Consider the following 20,078-nt stretch of genomic DNA (forward strand, 5'->3'; position numbering starts at 1 on the left):
GTGCAGGCCTGGGGCTTCAGGGTCGGGTGGTCGAGCGGGTGAGGTCGTCGTGCAGCTGATTGAACAAAGCCGTGACCCGGTCGTCGCTGACGCCGACGCTGTGGCAGTAGTCGGCAAACAGCTGCGCAGGCGTCTTGACCGGCTGGTCGACGCCGATCCCTGCCGTGGCGCCGGTGCTCGCATGATCGGGGTGGATGAGGATCTGAAGGGCGTTGGGAAGGACGTCGTACAGGTCGTCGCGCATGCCGGCGTAGGCGGGCTGGGTGACGACGAGTCTGAGGTAGTCCTCGCCGTAGCCGGCGGGGTCGGCGGTCAGCTGGGCGACGGTTCCCTCGACGGTGCGCAGTCGGCGGCCGGTCGTGACAGGGATGTCGGTGATCTCTGCGGGGGTGCCGGGGGTTGCCTCGACGAGGCAGACGACGTGGGAGTTGTTCTGCTCGCCGAAGTCGACGGCGTAGGGGGAGCCGCTGTAGTGCACCGGGCAGGCGGCAGGGATCTGCTGCCGACGGTGCAAGTGCCCCAGGGCCACGTAGTGGGCCTCGACGGGGAAGATGGCGGCGGGCACATGGTATTCCATGATCGATTGGGCGGGTCGCTCACCGCCGCCGAAGGCGCCGCCGGTGCAGGTCAGGTGGGCCATGATGATGTTGACGGCGTCCGGGGTGAACGCCCCGGTCAGATTGGCGAGGACATCGCGGACGAGTTGGTCGTAAGCGCCGACGTTCTGCGACGGAGTGTTGGCGATGATCTCCGCGGCACGGACGGCGTAGCGCTGGGAGAGGAACGGCAGGACGGCGACGTTGACGGCCTCGTTGGTGGACTTGGCGCGGAAGGTGTGCACGCCGCCCTTGGTGGCCGGTCTGGCCTGTCCATAGACGTGGATGCCGGCGACGTCCATCAGCGGCCGGTAGGCCTCGAATGTGGCGCCGTGGTCGTGGTTGCCGGCGATGACGACGACTTCGATGTTCTGCTTGGCCAGGTGCAGCAGGGTACGCACGATCAGCTTCTGGGCGTCCGCGGTCGGCGCGGCGTTTTCGTAGATATCGCCGGCTATGAGGACGGCGTCGACGTCGTTGTCGATCGCGATCTGGGTGATCTCTCGCAGGACGCGTGTCTGCTCCTCGAGCCGGTTGCGGCCCTTGAGGGTTTTGCCGACGTGCCAGTCGGAGGTGTGAAGGAACTTCACGGCGTGGGTCCTTTTCGGGTGGCTGAGGCAGAGCAGCGTGGCGCGTTGGCGCACCGAGGAGGGAGGTGGAGGGCGTCAGTAAGGCGGCTCGTCGATGGCGCCGTCGTCAGTGTCGTCGGGCCACGGATCGCTCTCGGCCTGGGGCAGCCTGCTGAACGGGTCCGGTCGCGCCGCGCTGCTGGTGGTGAAGGTGGGGGCGGCTACCTCGGAGAGGCGGGTGGCCCAGGCAGGGAAGGGGAATTCGACGGCCAGGGGCACCGGGATCTCGGGTTGGGAGACGAACATGGTGCCGGGCCTGGCGAGCGTGGCGCGCTGGCGCTGCGAGGCGGGCAGAAAACCGTACTCGGGCCGGCCGGCCTCGGCGGCGTCGAGCCGGCCGACGATCTTGATCGAGGAGTTCGACACGATGCGCCGTTCCACCTCGGAGGCGGTCTGCTGGGCGCCGATGAGGATGATGCCGAGTGAGCGCCCGCGTTCGGCGATGTCCAGCAGTACGTCCTTGATCGGAGAGGAGCCCTCGCGGGGGGCGTACTTGTTGAGCTCGTCGACCATTGTGAACAGCAGCCCGCCCGGGCCGGCTTGCTCCTTGCGGTCGGTCTCCGCGGCCAGCACGACACCGACGACGAACCGTTGGGCCCGTTCCGGCAGGTTGTGCAGGTCCACCACGGTGACCTGTTGCTGCGAGGTGTCGATGGAGTGCGCAACCGGGCGGTCGGTGACCGTGCTCAGGTCGCCGCGCAGCAAGGGCCCGAGCGGCCTCTGGGACGACCGCAACCGTCGCACGAACGCATTCACCGTGCCCAGGCCGATGGCTGGGCCCGCCCAGTCCGGGCGGGTGAGGTCGTCGGTGACCTTGTCGCAGATGAAGTCGATCATCTCCGCCCAGGTGCGGAGGATGGTTCCGTCGACGGCGACCGCGCCGTCGTTCCCGGCGGCCTGGGCCTCGCGGCGCAGCCGACTGGTGACCTGGTGCACGACGATCGTGTACTGGTTCTTCTCGTCTTCGGTGTCCGCGAACACGTAGGGCAGCAGCTCGCGTTCGCAGAACTCGGCCAGGGTCCACCAGAAAGCGGTGACGCCGCTGGTCCTGCCGGTGACGTGGGGGCGGCCGGTGGTGTCACCAGGCAGTGGCGGGGCGTAGAAGCCAGCCGAGGCGAAGGGGCGTGCGGGCAAGCCGAGTTGGGCGTACGCGGCACGCAGAGTGTCGTCGAGGCGGGCGTTGGGCTGGTCGACGAACAGCAGGTCCTCGCCCTTGACCGAGAAGATCAGGGCCTTGGCGTTGACCGCGCGGGCGCCCAGGGCACCCGAGGTGAACAGCGAGTGCAGCAAAAACAGCGCGAAGCTGGTCTTGGTTGCCACCCCTGAGATGCCCGAGATCGACACGTGGGCGCCGCGGGTGCCGTCAAGGAATTCGAGGTTGAGATAGATCGGTTCGCCGTCACGGCCGATGCCGGCGGGGACGCGCGCGTCCATCCGGTCGAAGTACAGGGCGGCGTCCCGGGCAGTGCCTGCGGCCCGGATGGCGACTTCGCCGGGGCGTGGCGGGACGTAGCACTCGGGGTCGACGCGGGTGGTCGTGACCTCGGCGATCTCCTGCACGTTTGCCGGCAGGATTCCGTCGGCGATGAGGAACACATCTGAGCCGAACGCGGCACCCTCGTGGCGGGCAACCACCTCGGTCACCACGCCGGAGGTGACGACTGTGCCGCGCCCGGGGATCTCCCGCCGGGTGCTGACCACGTCGTCAAGCTGCAGGTAAGCATCAGGGGAAAGAGCGACGTGGAACTTCAAAGGAGTGGAGTCCTCTGTGCCGGCGACCTTCCCTACCTCCTCTTCGGCGTCGCCGCTGGCCAGGAGGCCTGCAGGTGACTGCTGGCTGGTCGCGGGTGAGGAGACACTGCCGAATACGGTGCTGTCGGCGCTGTGGGGCTCGGAGTCGGTGTCGGTCATCGGCCGTTCCCTGGATCAGTCTTGCGGTGTCGGGCACTGCCGACTGGCGGTGGACACCGGTCGGGGCACAAACGTCGGGTGCTATCTGTGAGTACAGACCGTAACTAACGGGATGCCTGCTGCGGGTGGCTTTGTCGATAGCGGAGGGAAATCGGAGGACCGAGGGCTGTGCGCTGAGTGCGCGAGTGCGGCGGCGTCCGATCTCCTGACAGGGCGCGGCAGCGCGTCTGGCGCCGCGCCGGGATCCAAGAGCCAGGCGATCACGGTGCCGCGATGCCGGGCGGGGCGTGCGCCGACCCGAGAGGAATGATCATGGAGGTCACCTGTAGTGCGCGGCGCATCGGTGGCGCACGCGGGGCCGCGGACGAGGGCATGGATGGAAGTCAAGGGCTTCCTCGGTGCGGGCCTTGCGGACAACCTGCATCGGACCAGCCATGATCAACTCATTGCGATTTTCGCAACGCCTGCTTACGGTGGAGTAATGACGGAATCGTTGAACGCGCGAGTGCGCCAGGTACTCGAGGGCGTCGGCGACCACCAGGCGGAGTTCGCGCGGCGCATAGGAATGTCCGCCGACAAACTCAGCAAATCCCTCAACGGCACACGGCGTTTCACCTCTCTGGAACTGGCACTCATCGCCGAAGAAGGACACACCACGGTCGACTGGCTGCTGCACGGCACCGAGCCGCGCAGGGCCACAGCGCTGGCCGCCCGCACCCGTGGGGGCGGCGTGACAGCGCCGGACGACAGTAAGGCGGCGGCGCTCCGCCATGCCGAGATCATCGATGCTCTGGCCGCCGTTGGACACCACCTGGCTTGGCCGGAGCTCCTCTCGGTGTGCAGTGAGCCCGATCTCCTCACGCAGGGGGCCCGGCTGGCCGAAGACGCCTCCGCCGTGATCGGCCTCAGTCCGCGCGGGGTCACCGCGCGAGGGCTCGCCGAACAATGGGAGAAGGCCTTCGGCCTCGTCGCCGCGGCCACCGACCTTCCCGACGGCCTGGACGGGCTGTCGTGGGACGCCGGTGACTTCCGTCTTGTGCTGGTCGGCCGCACGGATGTGTGGACGCGCCAGCGCTTCACCCTTGCCCACGAGTTGGGCCACATCCTGGCCGGCGACGCCACCGACCGCCCCCTGACCGAACACGTCGCCCCCAGCGTCGATCAAGGCCAGGCAGAGATCAGGGCCAATGCGTTCGCCGCCGAACTGCTCATGCCGCACAAGGAACTGGTGCAGAGCGCCGCCGACGCAGGGAGCCTGGACAAAGAAGGACTGCTCTCCCTGTCCTGGGAGTACCAGGTCTCCCCCAGCGCGATGGCAACACGACTGCGTGCGCTCGGCATCATCACCGACGAACAGCGCCGCTCGTGGTCGGCCGCCACCACCCGCATGGCGGCACTGCACGCGGGAGACCCCGGCCGGCACCTGCGGTACGCCCAGCAGGCCAGTGACGGCTGGTACTCCGCCAGCCTGGCCAAACTGGCCATCTCCGCCTACGTGAGGGGCGACATCAGTATTCGGCTCGTCGCCACCGTGACCGGAATGGACTCCGCCCGGCTGCTGGATCTCTTCCATCCGGGCCCCGGTGCTCCGGAAGGGGCCCCGCAGCCCGACGCCCCGGTATCCGGCCCTGCAGAACTGGCCTTCTTCCCGTGACCTCATGGTGGCTTCCCGACAACACGGTGCTGTGCAACTTCGCCTCCGTCGACGCCCTCGGGCTGCTCGAGAGCATCCTCAACGGACGGGGGCGGTGGACAGAAGCCGTCGCCTACGAAGCGAAGAGGTCGGCCCAGAGCTCCTACGCCCGGCTCGCCGACGTAGCCGCCGACGGATGGCTCGGGGAACCTCTGGAAATCCAGGACTCCGAAGCCGACCTGGTCGAACGCGTGCGCAGGGCCGCGTTCGGCGGCTCCGCCAGTGCACCGTTGCAGCATCTGGGAGAGGCCCAAACACTGCACGTCATCCAGCTCTGGCCGGACTTCAGGAGTTCCTTCTGGCTCAGCGACGACCGCGCGGCGTGCGATCACGCCCGGCGCCAGGGCATCACCACGCTGGAGACGCAGGATGTGATGGCCCATGGATGCAGCACGGGCGACATCACCCACACCGACGGCTACAAGCTCCTGCGGCAGATGCGGGACGCGGGCCGGCATCTCGCGATACCGGACGATCCCTCCGGCCTGCTCCGCTAGTCCGTCTCCGGGCTGACACTCTGTCAAAATTCGATCATTTTCGGTCCTTGGCGATCGATCGCCAGGAAGCGAGGGCTTCCCGCCCTAATCTGACTATCGGTACCTTCCTGGCCCCTTGCGGCCCAGAAACAGCCTGAGGGGGACGGGAGTGGAGGAAGGCTACTTCGGGGGCGAAGACAGCCCCGAGGACCAGTCAGACGAGCGGCGCGATCTCTTCAGGTATGTCACGGTCGACAATGTCGATAATGCGACCGAATACCTCGCCATCATGGACCAGTTCACGCAGACACTGCTGACCGATCTGTCCGCCGCGGAGGTCAGCGAGGCACTGGCGAAACGCGGTATCGCCCTGTCCCCGGAGGATGCGGAGGCCCGCTGCGCCAGCCTGGTCCGCTGGAAGAACCTCATGCCCTCCGCGCGCGACCCCCGTGTCCCCACAGTCGCCGCGCTGCGCCACACCCGGGCCCGTTTCCAGGTCACCCGGCTCGGCGGCACGGTCCACCGGCAGGTCACCAAGGTCCTGCAGATGCGCGACGGGGCACGGGAGGTGGCCCGCGAACTGCTCGGCAGCATGGCCGTGTTGCTGTCGAAGATCCTCCGCCAGGCACGCCATCCCCGCACCATCGACGCCCAGGCCCTGGCGGCCGATGTCACGACCGTCTTCACCAACCAGGCGTACTTCGCCGACAGCATCCGCGACTTCTACGCATATCTGTCGTCCGTGCTGGTTCGCTACGACCTGGCCGGTGAGGAGTACGCGTCGTTCAAGGGCCTGCTGCTGGAATACGTCCACCTCATCGACACCGACGTCTCCCGGCACTCCCCCGCGGTCCTGAAATGCCTGGACGACCTCCAGCCGGTCCTGGACCACGTCCTGAACGCCCTGGACAGCCTGCCGGGCCTGGCTTCCGCGGACGGCGCCCCCGTCGAGCGGCTGCCGGGACGGCAGTACAACGATTGGGCGGAGCTGCAGGCCTGGTACAGCGGCGGCGAGGGCGGCTTGTCCGGCCCGGCGCAGCTGCGGGCCGCGGCCGAGTCCGCTCTGGGGCAGTTGCTCACCAACGCGCGGCGCATGCTCACCCCCGGCGGCACCGGAGGAGCCAGGCGCAGCGACCTGATGCACCTGGCGGGCCTGTTCGCGCAGGCCAGTGTCGAAGAGGCACACCGCGGCTTCTCGGCTGCCTTCGGCGCCTACCCCGCGCGTCATGTGAGTTTCGGGCCCGAGGAGGCCGACCCCCGCGACACCGCTTCGACCTCGTGGTGGGACGCCGGCCCGGTGGATGTCCCGGTCTCCTTGCGGGAGCGCGGCGACCGCACCGCGCGCGGACGCACCGCGCGGGTGCCCGACCCGGGCATGGACATCACCCGTCTGCAGGAAGAGGCCGCCCAGGAACTCGCGGCCCGGCGGACGGCCGGAGCCGAACTCGCCGCTGCCGGTGTGCTGGACGGCGCGCACCTCACTCCGGCAGCCCGTGATCTGCTGCTGGAACTGGTGTCCATGGCACTGGCCAAGGAACTCAGCCCGTCACAAGCCGTGCGCGTGGAGGACATCGATCTCAACGTCGCCGTAGACGTTGCGGAGTCGGATACCGACACCGTGATCAGATCGGACGACGGCGACACGACCTTCTTGCGTCTGGCTCTCAAAGCCTCGGCCGCCGACGAGGCCCGACCCGGTGATGCAGCGGGTGAGAGCGCGGCAGACGAAATCGCTGCCGACGCGGGAGAGGACCAGCAGCCGCCCTCGGCCGCAGGAGGCGTCCAGTGAGTGTGGACAACAGGCTGGCCGGCTCCACCGCTCAGCACGAGGCGGCGGAGCGGCGCCTGGCAGCCCGTACCCTGCTGGCCTGCCCGGTGCTGACGTCGCAACGGCAACCGGACGAGCTGGCCGTGGTCCGCAGGCATTCCGCCGCGCTGCGGTCCGCCTTCGCCAAGCTCCTGGGCTATCACCTCATCGTTGAGACCTCCTTTGCCCGGCTGGTGAAAACGCCTCCGAGCCCGGACAGTCCGTTGCGGCCCGTCCAGCGGAGAGACAGCCCGCCCTTCTCCCCGCAGACCTATGCGCTGTTCTCGCTGGCTTGTGCCGCGTTGCTCACACCCGGTACCGGGGAGTGGCTGCTGATCTCCTCGCTGGTCGAACAGGTACGGGCCGATGCCGCCTCAGCCGGTATCGAACTGCGCGACACTCCCTCGGAAAACCGCCGCCTGGTCCAGGCCGTTGGGCTTCTCATCGACTGGGGTGTGCTGACCGAGACCGACGGATCGCTGTCCGCGTGGAGTGAACGGCGCGAGGAAGGTGTGCTGCAGATCCACCGTCCCCTGCTGCCGCACGTGCTCCCCCGCCCGTTGCGCAATGTGGCCTCCCTGGCCGACCTGACGGCTCAGCTGCCGAGCGGGGCATCCGAGCCCCGGCGCAGTCTGCGGCGCCGGCTGGTGGAGAACCCGCTGGTGAAGCGGGAAGAGCTCCCGGAGGACGAGCGTGATGTCCTCTCCCGGGAACGTTCGGAGCTGACGCGCCTTCTGGAGGAGCACTTCGGGCTGACGCTGGAGGTCAGGGCGGAGGGAGCTCTGGCCTATGACACCGAAGGAACCCTCAGTGATGTGGCATATCCGGGACCGGGCACCGTGCGCCAGGCAGCGCTGTTGCTGACCGATGCACTGACCGATCTGGCCCGGCCTGCGGCGGGTCACCACGTCCCCGGGGCTGCGGCAGACGTCCCAGGCCTGCTGACGCCGTGGGACACGGTTCGCAGCGAACTGGACGGCCTGGCCTCGCGCTACGCCAGGGCCTGGGCCGGTGCCTACATCGCCGATCCGGCACGTCTGCAGAAGGAGGTCGTGGCCCTGCTGGAATCCATGTCGCTGGCCCGCAGCCTGCCCGAAGGACTGGTGCTGCATCCGGCAGCGGCCCGCTACCGGCCCGAACCGCAAGCCCAGCCGACGCGCGCCGCCCGGCGGTTGGCCGATACACCGCCCGACGCTGCCGGCGCGCCGCCTTCCGACGTGCTGTTCACCGAGTCCTTCCTCAGGGAGGCGCTGTGAGTGCCCTCGCCTTTCCCGGCCCACGCAAACCCGACAGCCGCGCGGGCGGGCAAGCGCCCGTCCGCGCGGCCCATCCCTACCGGTGGCGGCTGAACCGGGCGGGAATCGTCAACGTCTGGTTCTACTTCGACCAGCGCTTCGATCTCTCAGGCGGCCGCCTGGTACTGCGGGGATCGAACGGGTCCGGCAAGTCCCGGGCCTTGGAGATGCTGCTGCCGTTCGTCCTGGACGCCGACCGGCGCCGCATGGATGCCACCGGTTCCGGCAAGGTCCGGCTGGAGGACCTGATGCGGGCGGGCGGCGACGGCCAGGCCAACCGGCTCGGGTACGTGTGGCTGGAGCTCACTCGTGACGTGGAGGACGCCGACGGCGAGCAGCGCACAGAGTTCCTGACCGCGGGCGCCCTGATCCGCTTCTCGCACAGCGCCGCGGAGGCGAAGGCCTGGTACTTCCTCACCCCTCTGCGGGTCGATGAGGACCTGGTCCTGCTCGACACCAGCCGGGTCCCGCTGTCGAAAGAAGGTCTGGCCGCCGTCATCGGAGCGGACCGTCTGACCTCATCTCCCGACGTTCACCGCGACCGGGTACGCACGGCCGTCTTCGGGCTCCACGGCGACCAGGGACGCGAGCGGTATACGGGACTGCTGCAGCTGCTGCACACGCTGCGCTCGCCCGACGTGGGCAACCGCATCGACGAAGGCCGCCTGCCCCAGATCCTTTCCGACGCCCTGCCCCCGCTGTCCGACAAGGCCATCGCCACAGCGGGTGAGGAACTCGACGGGCTGGAAGAGACCCGGGCCGCGCTGGCCCGGCTGGAAACCGCCTACGGTCACGTCGCCGACTTCCTCAGGGTCTACACCCGCTACGCCACGGGCGTCTGCACCGCCGCCAGTGACCGCACCCAGACTGCGGCTGTCCTGGCCCGGGACACCGACGCGACGGCCGCCGAGCGGGAGAAGACACACGTCCAGCTCGTCCGTGATCATGCCGATGCGGTAGCCGAAAGCAGTGAACTGGACGGCTACCGCGACGAGTTGGAAGCAGCTGTCGCCGGAATCCGGCAGTCGAGCGCGTATAAGGCTGCCCGGGAGCTCAGCGAACGCCTCAGCACCTTGCAGGCTCTGGAAGCGGCCGCCCGCAACGCCATGGCCACCGCCAAGGGGGCCCGCGAGGAAGAGCAGCGCAGCACCGACGCGTGCAACGAAGCGGCCCAGGACACCAAGAGCGCGGCGGCCGAGGCGGCCGAGATCGCCCAGCAGGCCGGTGAACTGCTGGTCCGCGCAGGTCTCAATACCTCGCTGCCCGCTGCTACGGGCATCGAGGTGCGGCCGCCGGATCCCGTGGTGGAGCCGGTGCGCACCACAGCGGATGCCGACCCGGAGCCCGTCAGCCGCCCGGCGGCAGTGCGCCTCGTCCCCGCCCCGGACCACATCAACGCGACAATCGACGAACTGCTCGCGGCGATCCCCGCGCTGCGCTCCGCCGCGGCCACCCGGGCCCAGCAGGCAGCCGCGCGCGCCGGCGAGGCCAAGGAGCTGGCGTCCTCCCTCGAGAAGGTACGGCGCGCACAGGACCGGGCCGAAGACGCAGCCGAAGACGCAGCCGCGGCTGAAGGCAAAGCAGAGCAGGCGGAAACCAGACGCGATGAAGCGGCAGTGAAGCTGGCCGTGGACTGGCGGACCTGGACTGCATCCGCGTGCTCGCAGCGTCTGCTGGGCGACGTCGACTGGCACGGCACGGCCGTCGCCGCTCTCCTGGACAATGTCGAAGCCCTCGCTGGTGATGTGCCGGCCGGCCCGGAAGCCGACCGTGAACTGGCCCGCCTGGATGCCCTCGCCCACCAGGTGGCCGCGCCTGCCCGGGCCCTGCACGCACAGCAGACGGCAGCATTGGCCGCACAGGCACAGCAGGAACAGGCCCAACGTGAGCAGTTGCTGGCCGAAGCCAGCGAACTGCGCCGGGAGCGGGATGTGCCGCCGGCGGTGCCCGACTGGCTGGACAGCCCGCCTGCCGGTGCACCGGCACTGTGGCAGCTGCTGGAGTTCCGTCCCGAGGTCGACGCACCCGTGCGGGCCGGCGTGGAGGGCGCTCTGTTGGCCTCGGGGCTGCTGTACGGCGTACTCACGCAGGACGGCGATGTGGTCGCCGAAAGCGGCCAGCTACTGCTGGGGACCGGCGGCCCCCCGGCACTGCGCTCGCTGCGCACACTGCTGGTCCCGGCCGGGAGCGATAGCAAGGAGGTGGCGCGCGTCAACGCCGTCCTGGATCAGATCGCCCTGCGTCCGGGGCACCCCACCTGGGTGTCGTCCGACGGCTCGTGGGGCAACGGTCCCCTGACGGGACGTCATCTGCCTGCAACCGCCCGCTACATCGGCGCCAGGGCGCGGGCGGCCGCCCGCGCGGCCCGTCTCGCCGAGATCGACGTACTGCTCGAACAGTTGCAGCAGGCGGCGCAGGCGCGCAGTGAGCAGCAGGACGCCCTAGAGGCCGGGCTGCGGGACCTGGAGAGTCACCTGGTGGAGGCTCCGCGCTCCGTGCAGCTCGCAACGTTGCGCCTGCAGGCTGCCTCAGCCCGCACGGACGCCGTCGCCGGCCGCAGGCAAGCGGGCGTGCTCGCGGAGGAGGCTCAGCGGATGCAGCGGGCCTGGGAAGCCCGCCGGCGCAGCCACCGCGAGGTCTGTGCGGCCCTGGGAATGCCCGACGACGCAGACGGTCTGCGGACCATGCAGGCTTGTGCGGAGCAGTCGCAGACCATGTGCCGGGATGTGGACCGCGCCGGCGAAGCGGTCAAGAAGCATCTCGCCCGTCGGCAGCTTCTGCTGGCACGCCTGCGCACCGTCCGCGACCGGCGTAGTGAGGCGGAGGGGCATGCCGAGGCGGCAGGCCTGGACTGGTCGCGGGAGGCCTCCGCGCTGGCCGCATTGCGCGAGAGCCTCGGATCCAGCCCGCAGGAGGTGCACGACCGTCTCGACGCAGCCGAACGGGAGCTGAAGCAGACCAAGGAGACCCTGCAGCGCACCAACAGCCGGGTACTCGCCCTGACCGGTCAGGTGGCCGCGGCCAAGGAGAAGGCGCAGGGCGCCCGGGAGAAGGCACAAGAAGCACGGGCGGCTCTCGTCCAGCAGGCCCAGGCGCTGCACCGGCGCCTGAGCCATCCGGCCCTGGCCGTGGCCCTGGTTCCGGGCGCGGTTGCTCCTGCGGTGCTGCTGTCGGCAAGCGTCAGTGCGGACGACGTCCTGACGGCGGTGCGCGAGGTCCGGGCAGCGGTGCAGCGGCCGGACAGCACCGCCGATGCCACCGCGCTGGTACGCGCCCAGTCGGTACTGGAACGCAACACCGCAGGTGCCTATGACGTGACCGTCACGATCGAGGACGACCTGCATGTAGTGGAGCTGACAGATGCCGGCGGACGGCGCCACATCGCCGATGCCGCAGCCGAATTGCGTGAACGACGCGATCGCGGCCGCAGCGCGCTGACCCAGCGTGAGCGCACGGCCTTTCACAACTTCGTCCTGGGCGGGATGGCCGAAGAACTCCGCAACCGCATCCTCGAGGCCGAAGGCCTGATCAAGGCGATGAACGCCTCGCTGCAGCCCATCACTACCAGTCACGGCATCGGCGTCAAGATCCGCTGGCGGCTGGCCGATTCGGCCAACGAGCACATCACCCGGGTCAAAGAGCTGATGAAACACGATGTCCATGTGCTGCGCGAAGCGGAGTCCGAAGAACTCATCAGCCGGCTCAAGGCACTCGTGGACGCCGCCTACAGCGACGACCCCCAGGCCGGATACGCCACCCACCTGCACACGGCTCTCGACTACCGGGCCTGGCATGTCGTGGACGCCTTCATCACCGGTCCCGAGCCGGGCCAGGAACGCAAGATCAGCCGCCGGGCCAAGCTCTCGCAGGGCGAGACCCGCTTCGTGTCCTACGTGACCCTGTTCGCCGCCGCCGACGCCTATCTCAGCAGCCTGCCCGACACCGGCCGGGCCCTGCGGCTGATCCTCCTGGACGACGCCTTCGCTAAAGTTGACCACCGGACCATCGGTGAACTGATGGCGCTTCTGGTCCGCCTGGACCTCGACTTCGTCATGACCGGCCACGCCCTGTGGGGATTCTTCGCCGAGGTTCCCGCCCTGGACACCTACGAAGTGCGCCGCGCCGAAGGCACAGCGGCCGTGACCACGCACGTCCACTGGGACGGCCGCAACCGCCACCTGCACGCCGCATCATGACCCCTCATTCCCTCCCCCAGCTGCCCGCCCCCGTCCGCAGCTACCTCGACGACCCCAGCCTCACCGCGCTGTGGGCAGCGGCCCGCAAACGGCTGGAGCGCAACCGCCTGGCCCCCACCGGCACCGTGCAGGCCCAACTCGACACCGAAGGCGCCAAGCGACTCGGAGGACTGCTCGGCACCCGGCTCGAGCCCGGCCTGCGCCGCATCCAACTGGGCGCCCTGGACGCGGCCTTGAGGGCATCGGCCGCCCAATGCGGCCTCGTCAGCGTCGTGGCGGAGCTGACCGGCCGGCCCCTGCAGGACCGGACGTCGGCCAAAGAAGCACAGCAGACAGCGTGGACCTCGCTCTGGCAGCAGCTGGATGCCGACCTCACCCGTGCAGACCTGGCCCACGCGGACTGGATCGTCGACTGGCTCAGGGAGTTGAGAAGCACCGGCATCCTCACCCGGGCCGGCATCGAAGCTGCCGCTACCGCCCTCAGCAGCACCGTACGCACCATCGCCACACTGACGAACACACCCCTTCACGCCCAGACCGGAACCGGAACAGAGGCTGCGAAGCAGTGGGAGCTGAGCGAACTCGCCGCCCACACGACCGGCGACGCCCACGGACTCGACGAGGGCCGTCTCACCGGCATTTTGGTCCTCAAGGCCATTGCTGCAGCCTGCACACTGCCGTCACCCGACTCGGCCGCAAGCCGCCGACTGCTGTGGGAGCGGGTCGGCGTCAGCACAGACACCTTGTCGGGAACCGTCATGGTGTGGAAGCTGGACCCGCCCGGCACCCATCCCTGGGCGATGATGATGCGCACGCGCAACGATCTGTCGCTGGTGACGCACCTGACCCTTCAAGAGCTGCGCACTGTCCCCGATGTCGCTCTGACAGTGCCGGAGGCAACCGTGTATGTCTGCGAGAACCCGCAAGTGCTTCAGGCAGCCGCACGGTATGGCCTGCCCGGCGTCCTGGTATGCGGCAGCGGCAACCCGTCTGCGGCGGGGTGGGAACTACTGCGGCGGCTCGTCGCCAGCGGAGCAGACGTCGCCTACCACGGCGACTTCGACTGGCCCGGCGTCGCCATCGCTGAACGGGTGATCCGGCTGGGCGCTCGCCCCTGGCGCATGCACAGCACGGACTACCTCGACGCACTGGCAGAACTGCCCGCCGACCGACTTACCCCACTGACGGGGGCCCCTGCGCCCTCGCCCTGGGATCCGCAGCTTGAGGCCATAATGGCTCAACGAGGCCTCGCCGTTCACGAAGAAGCACAGCTGGACCGACTTCTACACGACGTGCGTCACGCTACATCCAGGTGACGCCCATCTGCGGCCGACTGCCCGCGCAGTATCCGAGGGGTGCGGTGTATACACAACCCAGTCGTGCACAACTTGAACGGCCGGTGCGACTACGGGGCCAACAGCCCCGGATCGACGCACGGCTACTCAAGTGCAGCTCAGCGACACCGGTGCCGGGGGGTGACCAGTGCCGCGCACAGCGCCTACGGGCACCTCGACCGGGCGCCCGTGAGCCGAGGTCTACAGGTGCCCGCCCCCTGCCCGCGATGACGGTGGCAGGGCGCCGGCAGGGTGATCCTCAATCCAGGACAGGCCGCCGATGTCGAGGCGGTGGCGGGTGCGGGTGACGGCGACGTAGGCGAGGCGGGCTTCGCCGTCGTCGATCGGGCCGGGTACCGCGCGGCCGGTGTCGTCCAGCTGGTCGCTGTCCTTGGGCGGGGTGAAGTCGTCGGCGATTTTCACCCGCGGCCATTCGCGGCCCTTGGCCTTGTGGGCGGTGGAGACGGTGACCTCGGCCTGTTGTTCAGGGACGAGTTGAGCAACAGCGATGAGAATGGCGTCGGTGCCGTGGGTGTCGACGAGGTCGACCAGCGGCTGCAGGTCCCGTCCGGCGGGGTCGTGGGCTGCGTAGTCCTGCAGCTCGCCCCAGGAGGGGAAGAGGATCAGTTCGGGATGGGTGGTGCGGCGGCCTTCCTTCAGGTCGTGGGCGGCCAGGGCCAGGGCGCGCAGGCTGTCTCCTCCTCCGACCAGGGCCACCCGGCATCCGGTCGCCAGCAGTTCCATGACCTGGGCCATGGCGCCGACGTTGGTGCGGCACAGCACGGCATCGGGCCGGTCGAGGGGACCGAGTTCGGTGGGCACGCTCTCGGTGCCGGTCAGGCGGATGGGTGCCTCGGCGATGGTCAGCCAGCGGTTGGCTTCTTCGGCGAGCCGAGGGCCGAAGCGGAAGGACTGGGAGAGGGCGAGCTGGGTGCCGTCGAAGCCGGCCATGACGTCTTTGGCGTCGCGCCACTGGTAGATGACCTGGGCGGAGTCGCCGACCATGACCAGCTGGGCGTGGCCGCGCTGGTCGAGGAAGATCTGTTCGACGACGGGGTTGGTGTCCTGGGCCTCGTCCAGGAGCAGGAAGTCGGTGTCGATCTTCGGACTCGTGAGGGCCCAGATTTTCAGGTAGTGGTCGTGGTCGAAGCGGACCGCGCCCTCGTCCGGGTGCTGGAGGTCGGCCCAGGCCTTGCGGGCGAAGGGGACGATGTGGTCGGCGAGTTGGGCGTGCAGGGTGCGGTCTTCGAGGCCGCGCAGGTGCGGGACGTGGTGGCGGGTGATCGTCGGGTCGGCGGTGTGGCAGAAGCGGGCCACGGTGCGCAGCACGGCATTGGAGAGGGTCTTTTGTGACAGGTCGCGCTCGCCGATGCGGACGGCCTTGGTGATGCCGAGGGCGTGTCCGGTCTGCCAGGCGGGGCGGCGGGGGGCGTTCAGGCGGCGGGTGTAGCGGTGGCCGACGGCGGCGTAGGCCAGGGCGTGGGCGGTCTTGCAGCTGACGGTGGACGGGAAGCGGGAGCGCGCGTCCTGGGCGATGGCCCGGTTGTAGGCGAGGTAGCGTCCGCGGCGCGCGGTGGCGTGGGCGAGCTGGGCCAGGGTGGTGGTCTTGCCGGTGCCTGCCCCGGCCTGGAGCGCCAGGTGGTGGCCGGCCTGGAAAGCGTCGGCCGCTGCCTGCTGTTCGTCGGTGGGGTTCAGCATCGCGCGGCTCCGGGGGTGTGAGTGAGGGCACGCCCGATGGCTGCCAGGAGGTGAGGAGCGGTGGTGTGGGCGAGCAGGTGGCGGACTGCCTGGTCGAGGCAGTCGGCCTCCTCGCTGGCGTGCCGGGCGAGGGCCCGGTGAAGGGCCAGCTGCGAGAAGAGCGGGAGCGGTTGTCCCGCCTTGTCGGCGGCGGCCTTCAGAGCGGTGTGGGTGGCGGGCCGGAAGGCGACGTTGAGGAGGATCTTGCCGTCCGCGTCGGGGTAGTGCGTGGTGATCACGTCGATGGGCAGCCGTCCGCCGATCTGGCGGCGCAGTCGGGTAAGGGCCTTTCCCGGAGTCTTGGCGCGCACCAGGGCCAGGAGATGGGTGATGTCGTGGTTGGCCGCAAGCGGCATGGTGCGGGTGGCCTGGTGGAGTTCGGCCGGGGTGAGGGGCCGGGTCAGGGTGATGTCCAGGGCGTGGTGCGGCATCGTCATGCCTTCCCGCGCCGGTCGGGCGTGGTGTGCGGCAGGCGGGTGTGGATGTGTGCCGCGTGCAGGTGTCCGCGTACTCTCCGGTGTGACCAGTCCGGTACGAATGAACGTGGCCAGTGATCAGGCCACGTTGGTGTCTCGCTCGATGGCTTTGAGGCGGTTCTTGAGCCGGTAGCTGGGGCCGTTGATCGCGACGACGTCGCAGTGGTGGAGGAGGCGGTCGAGGATCGCGGTGGCGAGGACTTCGTCGCCGAAGACCTGGCCCCACTCACTGAAGGTCTTGTTCGACGTCAGAATGATCGAGCCCTTCTCGTAACGCTTCGAGATGACCTGGAAGACCAGGTTCGCCTCGGCCCGTTCCAGAGGCTGATACCCGACCTCGTCGACCACGAGAACGCCGGGCCGTAGGTAGGAGCCCAGTTTGTTGGTCAGCCGGCCCGCGGCCTCGGCGGCCTTGAGCTGGCGAACCATGTCGTCGAGCGTGGTGAAGTAGACCGAGAACCCGGCCCGGCAGGCCGCGACGGCCAGGGCGACCGCGATGTGCGTCTTGCCCACTCCCGGCGGACCGAGCAGGGCAGCGTTGGCCTTGGCCTCGACGAACGAGAGGGTGGCCAGGTCTTTGACCTTGCGCGGGTCGAGGTCGGGCTGGAACGAGAAGTCGTAGTCGTCCAGCGTCTTGTGGTGCGGCAGCTTCGAGAACAGCAGAGACCGGCGGAAGCGGCGGTCGTCACGGACGGCCAGTTCCTCGGACAGCACCAGATCCAGGAAGTCCAGGTAGCCGAGTTTGCCCTCCTCGGCCCGGCGGGCCAGCTCATCGACGCCTTCGGCGAGATGAGGCAAACCGAGCTTGGTCGCCGTGGTGCGGATGCGGTTGCCGGTCAGCTCGCTCAAGACGATTCCTTGCTCTGGGAGGTGAAGGGGTGGGTGCCGGTGAGTTCGTCATAGACCGACAGCGGGCGCCGGCTGACCTCGACGCGGGTGGCCGCGGCCCTGTTGAGCAGGGCCTGCAGCGGACCGGCATCCTTGTCGGCTGCGGGCTCGTGCCGCGGCGGGGGAACCGGCACGTCAGTGGTGGTCCGCCGGTTGTGGCCCCGGGGCAAACCGTTCCAGTGGCTTTCGTCGACAACGCGGGCCCCGCGGCCAACGGCCCGGTCGTGGACAGCCAGCAGACCCCCGCCGCCGGTATCTGCGGTGGTCAGATGCAGACTGATCTGCGATCTGGTGGCCCGGATCTCGACCAGCTGGCGGGGACGAACACGGCGGGCGGGCACCGAGTAGAGGTTGCCGTCGAAGGCAACCAGACAGTCCTCGCCGACCTGCCGCAGCTGCCGCTCGGCCACCAGATAAGGGTTCGGCGGCAGCGGCTTGAGGGCTGCGTGGTCCCGGGCGGCCCGGTGCCCGATGACCTCGTGATGGGTGCCGTGGGTGCGGCCGCGTCTTTGCGGCACCCAGGCCATGAACGCGGCATCCATCTCCTCGACGGAGGAGAAGGCCCGTCCGGCCAGGACGTGATCGCGCACGATCAGAACCTGCCGTTCGACGCGGCCCTTCCCCGTCGGGCGGTAGGCGGCCAGGACGTCGATGTCGAAGTCGTAGTGGCCGGCGAAGCCGACCGCTTCCGGATGCAGCGGAACCGCCTCACCGGGGGCGACATGGCGACGGACCACGGTCTTGGTGCGGTCATAGACGATTGACATCGGCACCCCACCGAAGTGCGCGAACGCCCGGCGGTGGCAGTCGAAGAACGTCTGCAGATCCTGACTGGTGGTGAAGCAGCAGAAGGGATCACGCGAGTACGACAGCCTCATGTGAAACGAATAGACCTTCGCGATCCCGATGTGAGCGAGGACCTTCCCCTCGTCGCCCCAGTCAACCTGGGCCTGAGCTCCGGGGACCACCTCGAAGCGGCGGTGCATGCCCGCCAACTCCCGTGGTGTGATGCCCAGTTCATCGGCGATCCGTGGCCGGGCCTCCTGCAGATAGAGCTTGATGCGCTGATAGTTGATGGTGGAGCCGTACTCCTTGACCAGGCGCTCGTGCACCACCGCACCCTTGATGAGGATCTCCGCCCGCAGCATCGCGTCGATCAGCGGCGCCACCTCGTCCACCACCCGTCGGCGGGGGCGCCCGTTCGATGTCCTCCGCGGTGGCGCGGCGGGGGCCTGTCCCGACAGGTACTTCCGGACCGTCTTACGATTCAGCCCGGTCTCCTTGGCGACCTCTGTAAGGGTCACCGCTCCGGACTCGAACAGGGCACGAAAACGCCGGAGTTCCAACCAACGCTGCGGGTCCAAGACCACCGTGCACCGCCCTCCGCCACTCCAGACCGACCAAGCAGCAGAGTGCCGAGCGACAGGACTCACCGCATCACAAGACGGCCCTTTTCATTCGTACGAAGCTGGCCGCGTTCATGTGTACGCCGACAGCAGGAGGAGATCGAAGACCTGCCATCCGGCCAAAGCGAGATCGGCGGCGCCCGGGGTCGCGGCGTGGGCCGGGCAGCGCTGAGTGCGCCAGCGCAGCTGCTCGGNGCGGGGTGGTCTCGGCTGTGGTGAGGCGGTCGGGGGCCAGCGCGGGGGCCAGGGTGACGACATCCGCCAGGCTGAGTCCGGCCGCCGGGGCGATCCGTTCCGCCTTCGCCTTCTCGTACCCGGCCAGCTGCGTGATCTGCCGGTCCCGCTCGGCCTCCAGCTTCGCCAGGGCGGACCGGGTCTTTTTGATCTCGTCCCGTACGGTGCGCAGTTCGGCGAGGGCTGCGGTGTAGCGCTGTGCGTCCATCAGGCTTCCTTGTCCGGACGGCGGGCGGCGGGCGCGGGGACGTAGGCGATCGCCCCGCCCGAGTGGGAGACAAGTCGGCTGCCCAGCAGCAGATCAGCGAGCATCCGGTCGGCCTGCGAGGAGGCAGTCACGTGCTGGACGGGCGTGGCCAGGTCGGTGACGTAGCCCGCCAGCCGCGCGTGAGGGAAGGCATAACGGCCCTTAGCGTTCTTCTCCCAGGCTTCCAGGCCGGTCAGGACGGCCACCACGTAGCCGGACAGGGTTACCGGCAGGACTCCGGCGGCCGCCACGCTCGGCGCATCGCAGCGCCACCAGCCGCGCAGCGCCTTGAGGAGATCCTCGGGGGCGAGGGAAGCCGCGAAGCCGATCCACTTCCGGTCCGGTTCCTGTACCGGCTTGGCCGCGTCGACCCGCAGGACGGCGAACTCGGAGGCGCCCAGCTGGTCCAGCGGAGCGTGCTGGCGCCGGCTGAGGGCTTGGACTACGTCAAGCGGGACCATGACGCGCACGCCACGGTTGGACAGGCCCGGCAACAGCCCGGCACGCACCAGGCGGCGGAAGGTGGTGACGGCGCAGCCGAGTTCCTCGGCGGCCTGTCCAGTCGTCAGCAGCACCCCACCCACTCCGTCTATGCAAACTCCGATATCTGATTTGGCATGAAGATTAGCGGAGTCCTGAAGGGCCGTCAAAGAGCGGCTGACCGGAGACCACCCACAAGCCCCAGGCCTCCTCCCTGCCGTCGGCTCCGTGACGGAAGCGGACGAGGCCGCCGGTCAGGTCATCACCGTGCAGTTGGGAGCGAAGAATCACCTGGGGGTAAGCGAATGGGACGAGGCGGGCGACCTGTCGGCCTCGTCCCGCGGCAGACTCACCGGGCCATATCTTCTGGGAGGGGGTCGGTGGCCGACGCTCTTCAGTCAGTTGGATGGCCCGCTCCCCCAGCGGCTGATACGCGGTCTTTACGTTGAACGTCGTTGCGCTCACCATCTGCTACCAGGGGATGCGACTGGCACCGCGCCAGCCGCCGACCATGGCGACCCCGAACAGGGGCACGGATGGGCGTCTCATGGAAGCTGGAGCCAGCGACCGCGGCCAAGCACCGGTTGCACCAGCGGTACCTGGACGCCTGGTGGCCGATCCTCCTGCAGACGCTCCAGAGCAGGCCAAGGCCGTGGTAGCGGCCTTGGCGCCA

At 69.1% G+C, this 20,078-nt stretch carries 13 protein-coding genes; 6 read left to right on the plus strand and 7 right to left on the minus strand.

Annotated features, from left to right (window positions below; genetic code table 11):
* Window positions 1–16: 16 nt before the first annotated feature.
* Window positions 17–1,186, minus strand: a complete 1,170-nt coding sequence (locus U9R90_RS00175) for an exonuclease SbcCD subunit D (protein ID WP_326726373.1) — start codon at window positions 1,184–1,186, stop codon at window positions 17–19.
* Window positions 1,187–1,261: 75 nt separating this feature from the next.
* Window positions 1,262–3,136 carry an ATP-binding protein gene (locus tag U9R90_RS00180; RefSeq protein ID WP_411054294.1) on the minus strand — a complete coding sequence of 625 codons (1,875 nt, stop codon included), beginning with the start codon at window positions 3,134–3,136 and terminating at the stop codon, window positions 1,262–1,264.
* 481 nt (window positions 3,137–3,617) lie between these two features.
* Here U9R90_RS00180 and U9R90_RS00185 point away from each other — a divergent pair, with 481 nt between their 5' ends.
* The 6 genes from U9R90_RS00185 (at window position 3,618) to U9R90_RS00210 (ending at window position 13,919) form a co-directional block, all read left to right on the plus strand.
* The gene (locus U9R90_RS00185) at window positions 3,618–4,790 is read left to right on the plus strand and encodes a helix-turn-helix domain-containing protein (RefSeq protein ID WP_411054295.1); all 1,173 of its coding nucleotides are present in this window, start codon (window positions 3,618–3,620) and stop codon (window positions 4,788–4,790) included.
* Window positions 4,787–5,326: a hypothetical protein gene (locus tag U9R90_RS00190; RefSeq protein WP_411054296.1), complete on the plus strand. Its 540-nt coding sequence runs from the start codon at window positions 4,787–4,789 to the stop codon at window positions 5,324–5,326. Before U9R90_RS00185 ends, U9R90_RS00190 begins: the two co-directional genes overlap by 4 nt.
* A gap of 148 nt (window positions 5,327–5,474) precedes the next feature.
* A complete protein-coding gene (locus U9R90_RS00195; RefSeq protein ID WP_411054297.1) occupies window positions 5,475–7,094 on the plus strand; it encodes a DUF2397 domain-containing protein in 1,620 nt (539 codons plus the stop codon).
* Complete coding sequence (locus U9R90_RS00200; RefSeq protein WP_411054298.1) at window positions 7,091–8,368, plus strand: TIGR02678 family protein; 1,278 nt, start codon at window positions 7,091–7,093, stop codon at window positions 8,366–8,368. The genes U9R90_RS00195 and U9R90_RS00200 overlap by 4 nt, the downstream gene beginning before the upstream one ends.
* Window positions 8,365–12,603 (plus strand): TIGR02680 family protein, encoded by a 4,239-nt coding sequence (locus U9R90_RS00205; RefSeq protein ID WP_411054299.1) that lies wholly within the window; start codon window positions 8,365–8,367, stop codon window positions 12,601–12,603. The genes U9R90_RS00200 and U9R90_RS00205 overlap by 4 nt, the downstream gene beginning before the upstream one ends.
* The gene (locus U9R90_RS00210) at window positions 12,600–13,919 is read left to right on the plus strand and encodes a TIGR02679 family protein (protein WP_411054305.1); all 1,320 of its coding nucleotides are present in this window, start codon (window positions 12,600–12,602) and stop codon (window positions 13,917–13,919) included. The genes U9R90_RS00205 and U9R90_RS00210 overlap by 4 nt, the downstream gene beginning before the upstream one ends.
* A 219-nt stretch (window positions 13,920–14,138) precedes the next feature.
* On the opposite strand, the gene U9R90_RS00215 is transcribed toward U9R90_RS00210, so the two are convergent.
* The 5 genes from U9R90_RS00215 to U9R90_RS00235 form a co-directional block, all read right to left on the minus strand.
* Window positions 14,139–15,632, minus strand: coding sequence for a UvrD-helicase domain-containing protein (locus U9R90_RS00215; RefSeq protein WP_411057583.1), 1,494 nt, complete (start codon window positions 15,630–15,632; stop codon window positions 14,139–14,141).
* Window positions 15,629–16,111: a hypothetical protein gene (locus U9R90_RS00220; protein WP_411054304.1), complete on the minus strand. Its 483-nt coding sequence runs from the start codon at window positions 16,109–16,111 to the stop codon at window positions 15,629–15,631. The genes U9R90_RS00215 and U9R90_RS00220 overlap by 4 nt, the downstream gene beginning before the upstream one ends.
* Window positions 16,112–16,228: 117 nt before the next feature.
* A complete protein-coding gene (gene istB / locus U9R90_RS00225) occupies window positions 16,229–16,999 on the minus strand; it encodes an IS21-like element helper ATPase IstB (RefSeq protein WP_411054303.1) in 771 nt (256 codons plus the stop codon).
* Window positions 16,996–18,408, minus strand: a complete 1,413-nt coding sequence (gene istA / locus U9R90_RS00230; RefSeq protein WP_411054302.1) for an IS21 family transposase — start codon at window positions 18,406–18,408, stop codon at window positions 16,996–16,998. The genes istB and istA overlap by 4 nt, the downstream gene beginning before the upstream one ends.
* A gap of 477 nt (window positions 18,409–18,885) precedes the next feature.
* On the minus strand, window positions 18,886–19,500 hold the full coding sequence (locus tag U9R90_RS00235) for a helix-turn-helix domain-containing protein (protein WP_411054306.1): 615 nt from the start codon (window positions 19,498–19,500) through the stop codon (window positions 18,886–18,888).
* Window positions 19,501–20,078: the final 578 nt, after the last annotated feature.

The sequence above is a fragment of the Streptomyces sp. E11-3 genome, assembly GCF_046540415.1.
In the GTDB taxonomy this organism is placed as follows: Bacteria; Actinomycetota; Actinomycetes; order Streptomycetales; family Streptomycetaceae; genus Streptomyces.

Bases quoted from the DNA above. Each gene is read 5' to 3' on its own strand.
- U9R90_RS00220 (WP_411054304.1), bottom strand. From the start codon at position 16,111: ATGACGATGCCGCACCACGCCCTGGACATCACCCTGACCCGGCCCCTC.
- U9R90_RS00210 (WP_411054305.1), top strand. From the start codon at position 12,600: ATGACCCCTCATTCCCTCCCCCAGCTGCCCGCCCCCGTCCGCAGCTAC.
- U9R90_RS00185 (WP_411054295.1), top strand. From the start codon at position 3,618: ATGACGGAATCGTTGAACGCGCGAGTGCGCCAGGTACTCGAGGGCGTC.
- U9R90_RS00180 (WP_411054294.1), bottom strand. From the start codon at position 3,136: ATGACCGACACCGACTCCGAGCCCCACAGCGCCGACAGCACCGTATTC.